The organism is Humibacter antri (assembly GCF_054777235.1).
The window spans coordinates 73,081-88,773 of sequence record NZ_BAAHAW010000020.1; the positions used below are offsets into that span (position 1 = coordinate 73,081).

Here is a 15,693-nt window from a genome sequence, read left to right on the forward strand (position 1 = left end):
GGGCGGGCCCGGTTCGCGGGGCGGGGGCGGGCCCGGTTCGCGGGGTGAGGGCGGGGCCGGTTCGCGGGGTGGACGCGAGGGTCAGGGCGATCAGGGCGTCCTCGAAGTCGGGCGATGCGATCGGCGTGACCGCGGCATCCGTCTCCCCGGAGGAGTGTGCAAAATACGCATTTTGCGCACGCTCTTGCGGTGGCATCCACACGCGGCGCTCGGTGCCGCGACGCCACACACGGTCTGCGAGTTCCGGCAGCACAGAACTCGGGTCATCGAGTCGCGCGATCCCACCCGGAACTGCGGCGACGATCTCGTCCGGGGTGCCGGAGGCGAGCATCCGTCCGGCGTCCAGCGCGAGCACGTGTGCCGCCCGCTGCGCCTCGTCGAGGTACGTCGTCGCCATGACGACTGTGGTCGGATGGCCGTCGGCGGTCGTGCTTCCCGCCATCGCGTCGCCCGCCACCGCCTCGCCCGCCACCGCCTCGCCCGCCACCGCGGTCCCGACGGTCGAGCTGATCAGGCGCCACAGCTCCACCCGGCTGACGGGATCCACCCCGGTGCTCGGCTCGTCGAGCAGCACAAGCTCAGGGTCGTGCAGGATCGCGAGCACGAATCCGAGCTTCTGCCGCATGCCGCCCGAGAGCGCGTGGCCCAGCCGGTGCCGGGCCGCGTCGAGGCCCGCACGTTCCAGCAGCTCGGCGGAACGGCTCCGGATGCTCGCCGACGGCATCCCGTACGACCTGCCGACGAACTCGACGTTCTCCTCTACGGTCAGCGTCGGCCACACGCCGGAGGTCGCCGGCTGGTACCCGTAGCGCGTGCGGTCGACGGTGCTGATGGTGCCGGAGTCCGCCCGCACGCGGTCGGCAAGCACGCGCAACAGAGTCGACTTGCCTGCGCCGTCGCCGCCGACGATCGCCGTGACCTCGCCGGGAAGCGTCCGAAGCGACACATTCTCGAGCGCCGTGACGTGACCGAACCGCACGGTGAGCCCATCGACGCCGAACGGGGCGGACATCAGGCGACCTCGGCCGCGGGCTGCTGTGCGGCATCCGCGTGCACGGGATGCCTGCGTTGCTTCACCGGGGAGATGCTGCGGCTCAGACGCACGACGGCCAGGCCGAAGATGACCACCGCCATGACGGCGAGGATGACGAGTGGGAACCAGAGCGAATCCCAGCTCGCGCCGCGGATCATGACGCCTTGCGAGATCATCGTGAACCAGGTGAGCGGGAGGAAGTAGCCGATCCAGCGCACACCGGCCGCCATCGCCGAGAGCGGGAAGATCATGCCGGAGAGCAGGATCTGCGGCAGCAGCACCATGAACGCCAACTGGATGGCCTGCCCCGTCGTTCGCGACACCGAGGAGATCAGCACCCCGAGCCCGAGCACGACGAAGAGGAACAGTGCTGCCCCGACGATGAAGATCAGCGGGTTCCCGTTGAAAGGCACACCGAACAGCAGCAGCCCCAGCACTGTGATGAGCGCCATGTCGAAGCAGGCGAGCAGGAAGTACGGCGAGATCTTGCCCAGCACCACGGCGCTCGCTCGCAGCGGCATGACGGCGAGCTGTTCCAGCGTTCCCGCCTCCCGTTCTCGCACGAGCCCGATCGAGGTGATGATCGTGCCGATGAACGTGAGGATCAGTCCGATGATCGCCGGAATCATCACCCACGACGTTTTGAGGTCGGGGTTGAACAGGGTTGTGACCGTCAGCTGCGGCACCCCTGAAGCGGATGCCTGCGGCGGGGTCACCTGCGACCCGGGTGCCGGAGACCCGGATGCCTGTGGCCCGGGTGCCGGAGACCCGGCACCCCGAGCTGCCTGCGCCTGCGCCTGCGCGGCCTGCGCCGCCGCGTGCGCCTGGGCCCGGGCTGCTTGCTGGGCCAGTTGCTGCTGCACCTGCGCGAAGATCGTCTTCGCCGACTGCGCCGCGAAAAGGTTCGAGCCGTCGATGTAGACCTGGGCCGCGTAGGGCGGACTCCCGACCGGACCGGGACCGTTCGAGTAGGGCTCCGCATAGATCGCGACGTTGGCACGGCCGTCGCGGAGTTGGGTCTTCGCATCCGATCGCGTGCCGCTCGCGTCGGTGGTCACGACGTTCAGGTGCTCCTTCAGCTGCGAGTTGCCGTCGATGAGTTTGGTGACCGTCTTCGCCTCGCTGCCGTACACGGCCACCGACAGGTGATCGACGGTGAAGTTCGCGGCGTATCCGAAGATCACGAGCAGCAGCAGGGGCATCACGATGAGCAGCGCGAGCGTGCGCCGATCGCGGCGCAACTCCTGGAACTCCTTGAGCACGATCGCGCGCATGGTGACCTCCTCGATGCTCGATGAGGACATAATTCATCGCCTGGTGAATTAAGTCAAGGGCACGTCGGCCACTGTCGAGACGACGTCGGAGGTATCCGATACGTTCCTTGCATGAGCGTGGTGCTGTGCGTGACGTTGTGGCCCCGCCCCGGGCAGGAGGCTGCCCTCGTCGCGTATGAGGACTCGGTGCTGGCACTGCTGCCCGAGCACGGCGCCCGGGTGGTCACGCGGGTTCGTGCCGGCGGCATCGCGGGAGCGGGCGGCGCGGAGTCGACCGCGGGCGAAGCAACGCTGGATGACGGGCATCCGTTCGAGACGCAGATCATCGAGCTCCCGAGCGACGCCGCTCTGAACGCCTACCTGCGCGACCCGAGGCGCGCCGAGGCGTCCGACGTGCGCGACCGCGCCATCGCTCGCACGGAGATCCAGCGGGTGACGCTCGCCTGACATGCGGCGACTGCCCGAACGGGTCGCGGCCGCCTCATCGCTCGCGACGTCCCCGGCGCATCATCCGGGTACGCATCATCTGGCACATTCAGACTCGCACCGCAGAACGCAGACGATCGAGACAGTCCAGCCAACCCTGGTTGTGATCGTCGGCGGTCGCACGATTCGGGAAGCGCTCGTGCACCAGGTCGAGAGCGGTGCCGGCCTCCGTCGGCGTGAGTGAGATGGTGACGAGGGTCACGTCCGCCGCCGCCCCATGCCCAGGTGAACGACAGCGAGACCGGCGCATCAACCACAACGCCGTCACCCGCGCGCGCATCAAGAGTCGGCCGCTTATGTAGATCGAGTGCGCTGTCATGCGGCTTCGCACTTGGCCGGTCCCGCCTCGGCGAACGTGGCCGGGCTGTCTACCCGTACGCGGGTACGGGGTAGAGATGGCTCCTTCGCGGGATGTGCGGGCGATCCGCTCGTTCGCACCATGGAATGGCGCGCAGCGGCAGCGCAAGGGAGGCAGTCCATGACGACGACGGACGCGGTGCAGGCATCCACTCGGATCATTCTCACGGGCGGCAGACGGGGCGCGGCGGCCGGCCCCGGTGGGTTCACCCAGGTCTCGGCCCTCATCAAGAAGGAAGGGTTGCTGCGGCGACGGTACGGCTTCTATCTCATGACGTTCACACTGTGGTTCCTCGTATTCGCGGGGGCGCTCCTCGCGATGGTGGCGATCGGTGACAGCTGGTGGCAGCTGGGGATCGCGGTGGTGCTCGGCGTCGTACTCACCCAGTTCGCGTTCCTCGCCCACGAGGCCGCGCACCGCCAGATCTTCGCCGGAGGGAAGGCGAACGAGCGTGCCGCTCTCGTGCTGGGCAACCTCGTCGTCGGCCTCAGCTACGCCTGGTGGATGAACAAGCACTCCAGGCACCACGCGAACCCGAACACTGTCGGCAAGGATCCCGACATCGAGAAGGACACGATCTCATTCCTCGAGGAAGATGCGGCCGCCAGTCGCGGGCTCGTGCGTCTGATCACCCGCAAGCAGGGTTACCTGTTCTTCCCGCTGCTGCTTCTGGAGGGCGTCAATCTGCACCGTCATGCGTTCGTCTCCGCATTCGGCAGAGGGAGGATCGCGCATCGGCCACTGGAGATCACGCTGTTGATCGTGCGATTCGCCGCCTACTTCACGTTCCTCGCGATGCTCATGCCCCTCCCGATCGCTGCGACGTTCCTGGCCGTTCAGATGGCTGTATTCGGTGTGTACATGGGTGCATCGTTCGCCCCGAATCACAAAGGCATGCCGGTCATCCCCCGAGGCGCGCGCGTCGACTTCCTCAGCCGCCAAGTGCTCACCTCGCGCAACATCTCAGGCGGCCCGTTCGTGGATGTCTTCATGGGCGGACTCAACTATCAGGTCGAGCACCATCTGTTTCCGAGCATGCCCCGTCCTGCTTTGCGGCGCACTCAGCAATTGGTGAAGTCGTACTGTGCACAAAACAATGTTCTGTACACCGAAACGACGCTGCTGAACTCGTACGCCATCGTGATCGACTACCTCAACCGCGTCGGGCTCGCTGCAAGGGACCCCTTCGACTGCCCGATGGTGTCGCAGTACCGGCCGCGCTAGTCCTGGCGACGACGCGGCGGGCATCCACGATCGCTCCAGACCGCCTGAGACGCGACGATCACGAACTCACACGAAAATAACGGATTGATAACTAGCGCTCCGTTACCTGTTCGTTATAGAGTGCAGGAGCACCGGTTGTTTGCTGTGGCGGCCGGTGTTGAATGTGATTGCAGGACACTCTTGGTGCAAGGGAGAGGGTCGGTCGTAAGCCTCTACGACCGGCCCTCGTTCTGTGTCTGTCGCGGTTCTGCCCTGCTGTAACACTGGCCGGCTGTGACACCGTCCTGCTGCGGCCCTGTCCTGCTGCGGTCTTGCCGTGCCGCCGTTCCGCCCTGCTGCGACACTGGCCGGCATGCGATGCGACGAAGGATGCGGCGGCAATCGCACGGTCGGCCGGATGACAACGCCCTGGACGACCGGCCGATCTCACGAATTCCGGCGCACCGTGCGATGCGGGACAAGCCAGCTGCGGACAAGCCAGCTGCGGACAAGCCGGCGGGCCCTTCGGGCCACGCAAAACGAGTCAGCTGCCGTAGTGACCGTTCACCAGGAGTGTGACGACGAAGCCGGCCGCGCCGAGCACGGCCAGGCCGAAGGCGACCCAGACCCAGGCTCCGGATACACCGGTGCGGGCGGGATAGGTGGGGTGACGGTCATCCATGACTCCAGATTAACCGGGGCACTGGGCGATGGAGGCGCCGGGTTCGTCGGAGCACCGGGTACTTCGGGCATCAGCCATGGTCGGGCCTGACCGACCGCCGCCCACACGTGCACGTCGTTGCGTGGCTCGACGACGCCATCGTTCGGGCGAAGCGAACGTGCTCGCTTCGCTCACGGCGCAGTCGCATGTCGGTGGTCGGGCCGTACGCTGGAACGCGACGTCGTCGAGGCGCGAAGGGGGCGACACCGTGGCCAAGAAGTCCGCGATCAGTGCATGGGAGTCGCTGTTCCGTGCGCAGGTGACAGTGATGCGAACGCTCACGGCGGAGTTCCCGCGTGACGCCGACCTCAGCCTCACCGAGTACGACGTGCTGCACACCATCTCGAAGCAGGAGAGTCGCAGCATCCGCATGCGCGATCTGCGCACCCAGGTGCTGCTCACTCAGCCCAGCGTCAGCCGCCTCGTCGACCGGCTCATCGAACGAGGGCTGCTCTCGAAATGCCCCGAGGCTCATGACGGGCGTGGCGCGATCGTCCGCCTCACCGATACCGGCCACGACCTGTACCGGCACTGCGCGGTGCAGCACGGCCGATCGATCATCGACCACGTCGGCACTGCGCTCTCGACCGAGGAGCTCACGCAGCTCGAAGCGCTGTGCGAGAAGCTGCAGGTTGCCGTGGAAGATCGGGCTGCGCGGCACGGAGCGGTGTAGGCGGGGGTTTCGACAAGCTCAACCCGCGGGAGTGGGGGCGGAACCCACGGGAGCGGGGCGGAACCCGCGGGAGCGGGGGCGGAACCCACGGGAGCGGGGCCGAACCCACGGGAGCGGGGCCGAACCCACGGGAGCGGGGCCGAACCCACGGGAGCGGGGCCGAACCCACGGGAGCGGGGCCGAACCCACGGGAGCGGGGCGAACCCACGGGAGCGGGGCGAACCCACGGGAGTCGATCGCGATTCTTGCACTGCACGGGGACTGCTGTCGAAGGTCGGATGCCAGACCTTTAGTCGGTGCTTCGCCTCGCGACCTGAACTCCCGGCTCTGACGCCGGCCGCCCGTAGAGTGTCGCCATGACGGACGCGTCCGAATCCACCGGCTCCGAAGCCGCCCCCTCAGCCGCCCCCTCCGGATCGGCCGACACCGCCTCGGCCGACACCGTCGCGTTGCACGCCCACGAGGCGGTGCCGTCGCGAACGTTCTGGGCCAACCTCAATCATCCGTTCATGGTCGGCTTCTCGCTGACCATCGGGGGCCTCGCGGCATTCGTCGTCGGGGTCGCGTTCTCGAACCTCTCCACGATCATCATCTACATCGTCTTCGCGCTGTTCGCCGCGCTCGGGCTCGACCCGGTGGTGCGCACACTGGAGCGCCACAAGGTGAAGCGGTCATGGGGCATCGTGATCGTCTATACGGCGTTCGCGCTCATCCTGGTGGGCGTGCTGTGGCTCATCATCCCCACGATGGTGCGACAGATCAGCCAGTTCGTGGCCAGCATTCCGAGCACGGTCACCAGCTTCCAGCATTCGGATTTCTACGCCTGGTTGCAGGCGAACTTCGGCGGCCAGGTGTCATCGATCACCGACCAGATCAAGAAGTTCCTCGCCGATCCTGCCAATATCGCCGCGATCGGCGGCGGCGTGGTGCAGGTGGGCGTCACGATCGGTTCCGTCATCTCCGGCGTGATCATCGTGCTCGTGCTGAGCCTGTACTTCCTGGCCTCGCTGCCCGTGATCAAGGCCGCGTTCACGCGGCTCGCACCCGCCCGCAATCGGCCGACGGTGTCGTCGATGATGGAGCAGATCTCGGCCGGCATCGGCGGCTATCTCGGCGGCATGGTGATGCTCGCGTTCTTCAACGCCGTCATCGCCTTCCTGATCTACCTGTTCGTCGGGCTGCCGTACCCGCTGCTCATGGCGGTCGGCGCGTTCTGCATCACCCTCATCCCTCTGGTCGGATCCGTGCTGTTCTGGATGGCAGGAACGCTCATCGCATTGTTCAGCAGCCCGCTCGGCGCTCTGGTCTTCGCGATCATCTATCTGATCTATATGCAGATCGAGGCATATGTGCTCACACCGCGCGTGATGAACCGCGCGATCGCCGTACCAGGGTCGCTCGTCGTGATCGGGGCGCTGGTCGGGGGCACACTGCTCGGCCTGCTCGGAGCACTTGTCGCGATTCCCGTGACGGCGAGCATCCTCCTGATCATCAAGCAGATTCTCATTCCTCGCCAGGATGCCAAGGTCTGAGCACGCCCAGGCCTGAGCATGCTTGGGCCTGAGCATGCTTGGGTCTGAGCATGCCTGGGTCCGAGCATGCCGGGCCTGAGCGTCGTCGTCACGTGGTCGCGAGCTCGAACGCCCGCCACATCGCTGCGTAGGTGCCGTCGCGCTTCAGCAACTCGGCGTGCGAGCCCACCTCGATGACGCGGCCGTGGTCGAGCATGACGATGCGGTGCGCACCCATCGCGGTCTGCAGACGGTGCGCGATGAGCACGGTGGTGCGATCGCGGGCGAGGCGATGCATGGCATCCGTCACCCGCGCCTCGGTGGCGAGGTCGAGGTTGCTGGTCGCCTCGTCGAGCAGCAGGATGGCGGGATCCACGAGCTCGGCCCTGGCCAGCGCGATCAGCTGCCGCTGCCCGGCCGACAACGACTTGCCACGCTCGGCGATCAGCGTGTCATAGCCGAGCGGCAGGCTCTCGATCATGTCGTGGGCGCCCACGGCCCGGGCGGCGTCTTCGATGTCGGTGGCGGGGGCATCCGGCCGGCCGTACGCGATGTTCTCGGCGACGGTGCCTGTGAACAGGAAGGATTCCTGCGGCACGTAGCCGAGAGCGCGCCGGTAGTCGCCCAGGTCGAGCCTGCGCAGGTCGATGTCGTCGGCAAGCACGGCGCCGCGGTCCGGGTCGTAGAACCGGGCGAGCAACTTCATCACCGTGGACTTGCCTGCACCGGTCTCGCCGACGAGCGCGACCGTCTCCCCCGGACGGATACGCAGTGCGATTCCGGCGAGCGCCTCCTGCGGTCGTCGAACCGTGGCATCGCGGGAGAGCGGATCACGGGCATCCCGTGGCCCCCGCAACTCGGTCGCGACCGCGCCGGTCGGGTAGGCGAAGTGCACGTCGTCGAGCGCGACGTCGCCTGCCAGTGCGCGGGCGGCGACCGGATGCTCGGGCTGCGGGGTCAGCGTCTCGAGCTTCATGAGTCCCGAGATGCGCGAGACCGACACGCGGGTCTGCTGCCACGCGTCGAACACCTGGGAGAGCTGCTGGATCGGCGAGAAGAACATGTCGATGTAGAGCAGGAACGCGATCAGCGCCCCCGCCGTGAGGTCGCCCTGCGCGATGAGCGCTGCGCCTAGGCCGAGCACGATGGCGTCGGCGATGGCTGCGAGGAACTGCACGAACGGGAAGTAGATCGCGACCAGGCGCTGCGCCGCGACGCGGGAGCGCAGATACGCGCTGCCGTGCCCGTGGAAGCGGCGCATGGTCGCCTCCTCGTGGGTGAACGCCTGCGACTCGCGCACGCCGGACAGGCTCTCCTGGAACGCGGCGTTGACGATGGCGATGCGTTCCCTCGAGAGGTCGTAAAGCCGCGACGAGCGTCGGCGGAACCACATCGTGGCCACGGCCAGCGGGATCACGACGGTGAGCACGGCCAGGCCGAGCGGGGCATCCACGATGACGAGCGCGACGCCGACGCCGACGAAGGTGACGAAGGCGACCAGTGCTCCGAGCAGACCGTTCTGCAGCAGCGACTCGAATTGGTCGATGTCGGTCGTCATGCGCGTCATGATGCGGCCGGCCATCTCTCGTTCGTAGTAGTCGAGCGAGAGTCGCTGCAGCTGCGCGAAAACTCGGATGCGCAGCGACAGCATGATGCGCTGCGCGGCGCGACCGGTGATCAGCGACTCGGCCATTCCGTTGAAGAGGTCGGCGATAGTGATGACGAGATAGAGAGCGGATGCCCCGAACAGCACCGCCGCGGCACCCCTGGTGACGCCGTCGTCGATTCCGGTCTTGACCACGGCCGGACCGAGAAGCCCGATGAACGCGTCGATCACGACGAACACGAGCGCGAGCAGCAGAGGACGCCGGAATTCGCGCAGCACTTTGGCGAGCGAGAAGTCGCGCTCGTGACGTGCTTCGCGGTCGAGGTCGATTTCGGGGAAGTCCTTCACGGGGGGAAGCGCGGCGACCCGGGCGAGCAGCTCAGGGGTGGGCGCGAGGCCTGCACCCATGCCGCGCATGCCGCCGCCTCCGCCGCCCAGGCCCATGCCGATGCCGGTGGGGCGCGCGCCGGAGCGTGGGCGTGCGCTGGGGGCTGCTCCGACCGCGGGTTGATCCCGCACCGCAGATTGCGCCCCCACCGCGGGTTGCGCCCGCACCGCAGATTGCGCCCCCACCGCGGATTGCGCCCGCACCGCGGGTTGCGCCCGCACCGCAGATTGCGCCCCCACCGCGGGTTGAGCCTGTCGAAACCCCGATTGCTTCGTGGCACTGGTTTCGACAGGCTCAACCAGCGGGAGCGGCTCAACCAGCGGGAGCGGCTCAACCAGCGGATGCGGCTCAACCAGCGGATGCGGCTCAACCAGCGGGAGCGGCTCAACCAGCGGGAGCGGCTCAACCAGCGGGAGCGGCTCAGCCAGCGGGTGGGCGGAAGGAGCGGCGGCGTCGAGGTCGGCACCCGCCAGGGCGTCGATGTCGCCCCGGCGGGCGGCATCCGTCGCGCCGAACAGAGCGCGGTAGGTGTTGCTGCGGTCGATGAGCTCGTCATGCGTGCCTTGATCGACGATGCGGCCGTGTTCGAGCACGACTATGCGATCGGCGAGGTGCAGCGTGGAATGCCGGTGCGCGACGAGAAGCACGGTGCGGTCCTCCATCACGCTGCGCAGTGCGTCGTGGATGGTCTGCTCCGTGCGTGCGTCGATCGCGCTGGTGGCGTCGTCGAGCACGAGGATCGCCGGATCGCGCAGAATCGCCCTCGCCAGCGCGATGCGCTGCCGCTGCCCGCCGGAGAGGCTCAAGCCCCGCTCGCCGACGACGGTGTCGTATCCACGGGGCAGATCCATGATGAACCCGTGCGCCTGTGCGACACGGGCGGCGGTCTCGATCTCGTCATCGGTGGCATCCGGTGCACCGTAGGCGATGTTGTCGTGCACCGACTCGGAGAACAGGAAGGCGTCTTCGAAGGCCATGCCGATCGAGCGCCGCAGCGATCCGAGACGGATGTCGCGCACATCCTGCCCACCGATCGTCACACCGCCTGCGCCCGGGTCGTAATACCGCACGAGCAGACGGCCGACGGTGGATTTTCCGCTTCCGCTCGCGCCGACGAGCGCGATGCGCTCCCCCGGCCGCACGGTGAGCGAGAAGTCACGCAGCACGGGCGTCTCGGGCTCGTAGCCGAATGTGACATCGGTGAACTCGATCGTGCCGGGCCGTGCGGGGAGGTCGGCGGCGTCGGGGGCGTCCTGGATGGCCGGCGTCAGATCCAGCAGCTGGAAGATGCGCTCGAGCCCGGTGCGCGCCATCTGCCCGATCGTCAGGATGCCCGCCAGCTGCCTGGCAGGCGCCATGAGCTGGGCGATGTAGGTGGAGAACGCGAGGAATGTGCCGAGCGTGATGTTGCCGCTGAGGGCGAGCCATCCGCCGAGCGCCAGAATGCCCACTTGCCCGAGCACGGGGACCGCCTCCAACAGCGGCTGATAACGCGACTGGATGCGCACGGCACGCATCTGCGACCCGTAGAGCGCGGAGGCGGTGCCGGTGAGACGTTCCAGCTCGCGGCGCTCCTGCCCGAAGGCCTTCACCACGCGCACGCCGCCGACGTCTTCGTCGACGATCTCGGCGAGGTCGCCCTCCTTCTGCTGCCCGTCCCAGGTGGCGGGGAAGACGCGGCGGCGCATGCGGTAGCTCACGATGAGCAGCGCGGGGAGCACGCCGAGGCTGATGATCGCCAGCAGCGGTGAGAGCACGAACATCACGACGAGTGAGAGCACCATCATGAGCAGGTTGCCGGTGACCAGCGGCAGAAAGTTCAGCAGCCCCTGCACGAGCGCCGAGTCGGAGTTCGCACGGGCCACGAGCTGGCCGGTGGGCATCGTGTCGAGGGTGGCGGCATCCAGTCGCTGCAGCTTGTCGTGCATCTCGTTGCGCAGGTCGTTCTGCACGTCGAGCGCCACGCGGCCGCCGCGGTATCGGCGCAGATAGGAGAAGCCGAACGCGATGACGGCCAAGCCGATGAGCAGCGCGAGCCATGGCAGCAGCGGCGCGGACTTGTCGATGATGACGCCGTCGACGATCTGCCTGGCGATGAGCGGCGTGGCGACCTGGCACGAAGACCCGAGGATGGCCGCCCCCACCGCTACCGACACGTTCACCCGGTGCCGCCACAGGTAGTGGCCGAGCCGGCGCAGCCATCCGGGCTGGCGGGCCTTGGATGCCTCGGTTCCGGATGCCGGTTCCTGCGGGTTCGCCTGCGTGCTGCCCTGCGTCTTCGTCTGGGTCATGCGCCGGCCTCTGCAGTCGGGTGTGCGCTGCCGCCGGCCTCCGCAATCGGGTGCGCGCTGCCGCCGGCCTCCGCAATCGGGTGCGCGCTGCCGCCGGCCTCCGCCGGCTGCGTCCCGCGGCCGGCCGCCGCACGTTGAGGGCTGCCACCGGCTTCCGCCAGCCGCGTCCCGCGGCCGGCCGCCGCATTCCGAGCGGCGGCGACGGATGCCTGCCTCCGCTCGATCGCGGGCTCGAGCGACGCCAGCGCCGTCAGTGTGGCCGCCGGGTCGTCGGTGTCGTCGGCGAGCTGCGTCACGACTGCGACGAGCGCGGCTTCGGCGGCCGCGCGCACCGTCTCGCCTGCCGGCGTCAGCACGAGGTCGGTCGCCCGCTGGTCTGCATCGTGTGCCCGCTTGGTCAGCAGGCCGCGCCTCACGAGCGAGTCGACCGTCGAGCTGATCGCGGGTTTGCCCAGTGCGAGCCGGTGCGCGAGCCGGGATGCGCGCGCCTCGCCCTCGGCGACCGCGGAGAGCACCCGGAAGTCCGCCAGGCTCAACTCGGACAGCGAGCGCTCCAGGATGCGCGAGGCGCGAGCCAGCGCGGTGACCGCCGCACGAGCATCCGCGGTTCCGGCACGCGTGTTTCCGGCGCCCGCGTTTCCGGCGCCCGCGTTTCCGGCATCCACAGCGTCGGCATCCACGGCGCGGGCGCCCACAGCACGGGTATCCGCTCGACGCTCAGATAGTTCGACCACCGAACCATCGTAGGCCGGTGGGCGGAGCCCGGACGCCGAGCCTGGGCCGTGGCCGCAGCCCGTGCGGGGGCCTGTCCGTTTCCGCGAGACTGCACGCCCACCCCGAGACAGCGGGTATCGACCACGGTCTCGGGGCGGGCGTGCAGTCTCGTGATGAGATCGGCGTCCGCGGAGCGGACCTACCCCACCGCCACCTCGTGCCCGCTCTCCGCGGAGCGGTAGCAGGCGTCGATGACCTCGGCGCGGCGCAGGCCGACGGATCCGTCGTGCTTGACCCACTCCGGCTCGCCGGCTCGGACGGCCGCCACGAATTCGGCCACGACCTGGTCGTGTCCGCCGTTCTCGCCCGGTGTCGCCTCGTAGTCGGCGACCGCGCCGTCCTCGTTGCGGAACACGGTGAACTCGCGGGTTTCGTAGTCGACCACGCGCAGTTCGGCGCCGCCTTCGGTGCCGTACACGGTCATCCAGTACACGTTGTGGTGTCGCGAGAAGCTGTCCCAGCTGGTCTCGAGCGTGAGCGTGACGCCGTTCTTCAGGCGTACGAACGCGATCGCGATGTCTTCGACGTCGAATCCCTCCAGCGCCTTCGTGCCCAGCTCCGCATAGGTGGATGCGGACACCGTGGCCACCTCCGGCTCGCCGAGCAGGTGCAGCGCGTAGTCGATGACGTGCACGCCGAGGTCGAGCAGCGGCCCGCCTCCGGAGAGCTCCTTCTTCGCGAACCAGCCGGATGCCGGAATGCCCGCGCGGCGGGACCATCCGGCCTTGGCGACATACGGCGTGCCGAGCTCGCCCGAAGCGATGATGCGGCCGAGCTCGGCGATGTCTCCGCGCAGACGGTGGTTGAACACGACCTGCAGCACCCGACCGGATGCCCGTGCCGCCTCGACCATGCGACGCGCGTCGTCGAGGTCGGCCGCGATCGGCTTCTCGGTGAGCACATGGATGCCCCGCCGCAGCGCCGCGATCGACACCGGAGCGTGCAGGAACGTCGGGGTGGCGATGCTGATCGCATCCAGCTGCACGGACTCGAGCATGTCTTCCCAGCGCTGGAACGTCGCCGGGATGTCGTACTCGGCCTGCAGCGCCGCCACCTGATCGGTCTCCATCGCCGCCAGCGCTGCGATCTCCACGCCGGCAAGGGCGGCGTATCCCTTCAGATGCTGCTGCCCGGCCCAACCTGCACCGACCACTCCGACCCTGAGCTTGTCCACGCTCACCGTTCTCCCTTGTTCCTCGTGCTTGTTCTCGTCATCAAGGGCCGCCGCTAGTGCGCCGACTCGCCCGGTCTCTCGGCCGACTGCGGCGCCTCCGGCACGGTGAACCAGTCCCGTGCCGGGTTAGCCACCTCGGGCACCTGCGCGACGCCGCGCGCCGGGGCCGCCCAGCGCACCGCGTTCGCCAGCACGTCGCGCACATCCTCGTGGTAGAACACCGGATACTCCTGGTCGCCCGGGCTGAAGTAGAACACCTTGCCCAGCCCACGGCGGTAGGTGATGCCCGACCGGAACACCTCGCCGCCGGAGAACGAGCTCACGAACACCAACTCGTCAGGCGTCGGCACGTCGAAGTACTCGCCGTACATCTCCTGCTCGCCGATGATCAGCGGCGACGGGATGCCCTCGGCGATCGGATGCGACGGGTTCACCGTCCACACCAGCTCGCGTTCGGCCTCGTTGCGCCATTTCAGCGAACACGTGGTTCCCATCAGCCGCTTGAAGATCTTCGAGAAGTGTGCAGAGTGCAGCACGATCAGCCCCATGCCGGCCAGCACCCGCTGCTGCACCCGCTCGACCACCTCGTCGTCGACGTCGTCGTGCTTCATGTGTCCCCACCAGAGCAACACATCCGTCGCATCCAGGGTCTCCGGATCGAGCCCGTGCTGCGGCTGCTGCAGGGTGGCGGTGCGGATGCCCGCCTCCGGAAGACGCGCTGCCAGCCCCTCCGCGATCGCGCCGTGGATGCCGTTCGGATAGATCGCCGCGATGTCCTGCTGCGTGGTCTCATGGAAGTTCTCATTCCACACGGTGATGCGCATGGTGCTCCTTGCTGATTGGAGATGGAGTTGTTGATCGATGGCGACGACCGAACGCCTTCGGGTCGCAGTTTTCGTCGGAATGAGCTCCGCCACACGACGGAAACTGCGACCTGAGCAGGACGAGGCCCTGCGTCGAATCGATTCGAACTGTGGGCCAGAGTACGCGGCGGGCGGCCCCTTATGCAAGCGCTTACGGCAGCGTGTGGCCGGCCGCGGTGAAGAGGCGGTACCACTGAAGCCGGGTGAGCGGCAGGTCGGAGCCGGCTGCGGCATCCTTGACCCGCTGCGGGTTCGTGGTGCCCAGCACCACCTGCATGTTCGCGGGGTGGCGGGTGATCCAGGCCACTGCGATGGCGGTGGGAGTCACGCCGTACGATGCCGCGATCTCGTCGATCGCGTCGTTCAGCTCCGCGTAGTGCTCGCGATCGCCGAGGAAGACGCCGTCGAAGAACCCCTTCTGAAACGGCGACCACGCCTGCAGCGTGACGTCGTTCAGTCGGGCGTAGTCGAGGATGCCGTTGTCGCGATCGACCGACTGGTCGAGGCCGTTCATGTTCGCGGCGATGCCCTGCGCGATGACGTTCGCGTGCGTGATGCTCAGCTGCACCTGGTTCACCGCCAGCGGCTGCTGCACCGAGCGCTTCAGCAGCTCGGTCTGGCCAGGCGTCTGGTTCGAGACGCCGAAATTGCGTACCTTGCCGGCGTCGTGGAGCGTGCTGAAGGCATCCGCGATCTCGTCCGGCTCCATCAGCGTGTCGGGGCGGTGCAGAAGGAGCACGTCGAGGTAGTCGGTGCGCAGCGCGGCCAGGGACTCGTCGACCGAGGAGAGGATGTGCTCCTTCGAGAAGTCCCAGAAGCCGTCGCGGATGCCCACCTTCGACTGGATGCGCACCTGCTCGCGCTCGGCACCGCTGAAACGCACCGCGTCGCCGAAGCGTCGCTCGCAGGCATGGTCGCCGCCATAGATGTCGGCGTGGTCGAAGAAGTCGATGCCGGCGTCGCGGGCAGTGCCGACGAGCGTGCGGATCTGATCGTCGTCGAGGTCGCGGATGCGCATCAGGCCGAGGATGACGTTGCTCGCCTCGATGGAGGTCTGCGGCAGGGTGATTCGTTTCATGCGTTCTATCCTGTACCGCGGATCGAGCCGGGCCGCGCCACCACCGCTGGTTGAGCCTGTCGAAACCACCGCTGTTCGAGCTTGTCCCCACCACCGCCGGCTGAACCTGTCTCCACCACCGCCGGCTGAACCTGTCCCCACCACCGCCGGTTGAGCCTGTCGAAACCTGCGCTGGTTGAGCTTGTCGAAACTGGGGTTGACCCCGGATTCCGGACACTGACCAGGCGGGTTCCGCGTGTTCGCGGGCTCGTCGGGGAGGA

At 68.0% G+C, this 15,693-nt stretch carries 13 protein-coding genes; 4 read left to right on the forward strand and 9 right to left on the reverse strand.

Going from position 1 to position 15,693, the window contains the following annotated elements; all coding sequences use genetic code 11:
• Both ACYVDK_RS09165 and ACYVDK_RS09170 read right to left on the reverse strand, forming a co-directional pair.
• Nucleotides 1-1,012, reverse strand: a 1,012-nt coding sequence (locus ACYVDK_RS09165) for an ABC transporter ATP-binding protein (protein WP_460520905.1), incomplete at its 3' end; no start/stop codon positions are given.
• A complete protein-coding gene (locus tag ACYVDK_RS09170; RefSeq protein ID WP_460520907.1) occupies nucleotides 1,012-2,307 on the reverse strand; it encodes an ABC transporter permease in 1,296 nt (431 codons plus the stop codon). The genes ACYVDK_RS09170 and ACYVDK_RS09165, both read right to left, overlap by 1 nt.
• 111 nt (nucleotides 2,308-2,418) lie before the next feature.
• On the opposite strand from ACYVDK_RS09170, the gene ACYVDK_RS09175 reads away from it, so the two are divergent.
• A complete protein-coding gene (locus ACYVDK_RS09175; protein ID WP_460520909.1) occupies nucleotides 2,419-2,754 on the forward strand; it encodes a hypothetical protein in 336 nt (111 codons plus the stop codon).
• Nucleotides 2,755-2,842: 88 nt separating this feature from the next.
• Here ACYVDK_RS09175 and ACYVDK_RS09180 read toward each other — a convergent pair whose 3' ends face one another.
• A complete protein-coding gene (locus tag ACYVDK_RS09180) occupies nucleotides 2,843-2,995 on the reverse strand; it encodes an SRPBCC domain-containing protein (protein ID WP_460520911.1) in 153 nt (50 codons plus the stop codon).
• A gap of 276 nt (nucleotides 2,996-3,271) precedes the next feature.
• Between ACYVDK_RS09180 and ACYVDK_RS09185 the strand changes: the two genes are divergently transcribed.
• Nucleotides 3,272-4,375, forward strand: a complete 1,104-nt coding sequence (locus ACYVDK_RS09185) for a fatty acid desaturase family protein (RefSeq protein WP_460520913.1) — start codon at nucleotides 3,272-3,274, stop codon at nucleotides 4,373-4,375.
• A gap of 523 nt (nucleotides 4,376-4,898) precedes the next feature.
• On the opposite strand, the gene ACYVDK_RS09190 is transcribed toward ACYVDK_RS09185, so the two are convergent.
• Nucleotides 4,899-5,036 (reverse strand): hypothetical protein, encoded by a 138-nt coding sequence (locus ACYVDK_RS09190; RefSeq protein WP_460520915.1) that lies wholly within the window; start codon nucleotides 5,034-5,036, stop codon nucleotides 4,899-4,901.
• Nucleotides 5,037-5,283: 247 nt separating this feature from the next.
• On the opposite strand from ACYVDK_RS09190, the gene ACYVDK_RS09195 reads away from it, so the two are divergent.
• Together ACYVDK_RS09195 and ACYVDK_RS09200 are read left to right on the forward strand one after the other, a co-directional pair.
• A complete protein-coding gene (locus ACYVDK_RS09195) occupies nucleotides 5,284-5,748 on the forward strand; it encodes a MarR family winged helix-turn-helix transcriptional regulator (protein WP_460520917.1) in 465 nt (154 codons plus the stop codon).
• A 356-nt stretch (nucleotides 5,749-6,104) separates the two neighbouring features.
• On the forward strand, nucleotides 6,105-7,280 hold the full coding sequence (locus ACYVDK_RS09200) for an AI-2E family transporter (RefSeq protein WP_460520919.1): 1,176 nt from the start codon (nucleotides 6,105-6,107) through the stop codon (nucleotides 7,278-7,280).
• Nucleotides 7,281-7,368: 88 nt separating this feature from the next.
• Here ACYVDK_RS09200 and ACYVDK_RS09205 read toward each other — a convergent pair whose 3' ends face one another.
• The 5 genes from ACYVDK_RS09205 to ACYVDK_RS09225 form a co-directional block, all read right to left on the reverse strand.
• On the reverse strand, nucleotides 7,369-11,544 hold the full coding sequence (locus tag ACYVDK_RS09205; protein ID WP_460520921.1) for an ABC transporter ATP-binding protein: 4,176 nt from the start codon (nucleotides 11,542-11,544) through the stop codon (nucleotides 7,369-7,371).
• On the reverse strand, nucleotides 11,541-12,278 hold the full coding sequence (locus tag ACYVDK_RS09210) for a MarR family winged helix-turn-helix transcriptional regulator (RefSeq protein WP_460520923.1): 738 nt from the start codon (nucleotides 12,276-12,278) through the stop codon (nucleotides 11,541-11,543). Before ACYVDK_RS09210 ends, ACYVDK_RS09205 begins: the two co-directional genes overlap by 4 nt.
• A gap of 179 nt (nucleotides 12,279-12,457) precedes the next feature.
• The gene (locus ACYVDK_RS09215; protein ID WP_460520925.1) at nucleotides 12,458-13,498 is read right to left on the reverse strand and encodes a Gfo/Idh/MocA family protein; all 1,041 of its coding nucleotides are present in this window, start codon (nucleotides 13,496-13,498) and stop codon (nucleotides 12,458-12,460) included.
• Between the two features lie 47 nt (nucleotides 13,499-13,545).
• Nucleotides 13,546-14,316, reverse strand: coding sequence for a ThuA domain-containing protein (locus ACYVDK_RS09220; RefSeq protein ID WP_460520927.1), 771 nt, complete (start codon nucleotides 14,314-14,316; stop codon nucleotides 13,546-13,548).
• Between the two features lie 190 nt (nucleotides 14,317-14,506).
• Nucleotides 14,507-15,433, reverse strand: coding sequence for an aldo/keto reductase (locus ACYVDK_RS09225; RefSeq protein ID WP_460520929.1), 927 nt, complete (start codon nucleotides 15,431-15,433; stop codon nucleotides 14,507-14,509).
• Nucleotides 15,434-15,693 lie beyond the last annotated feature (260 nt).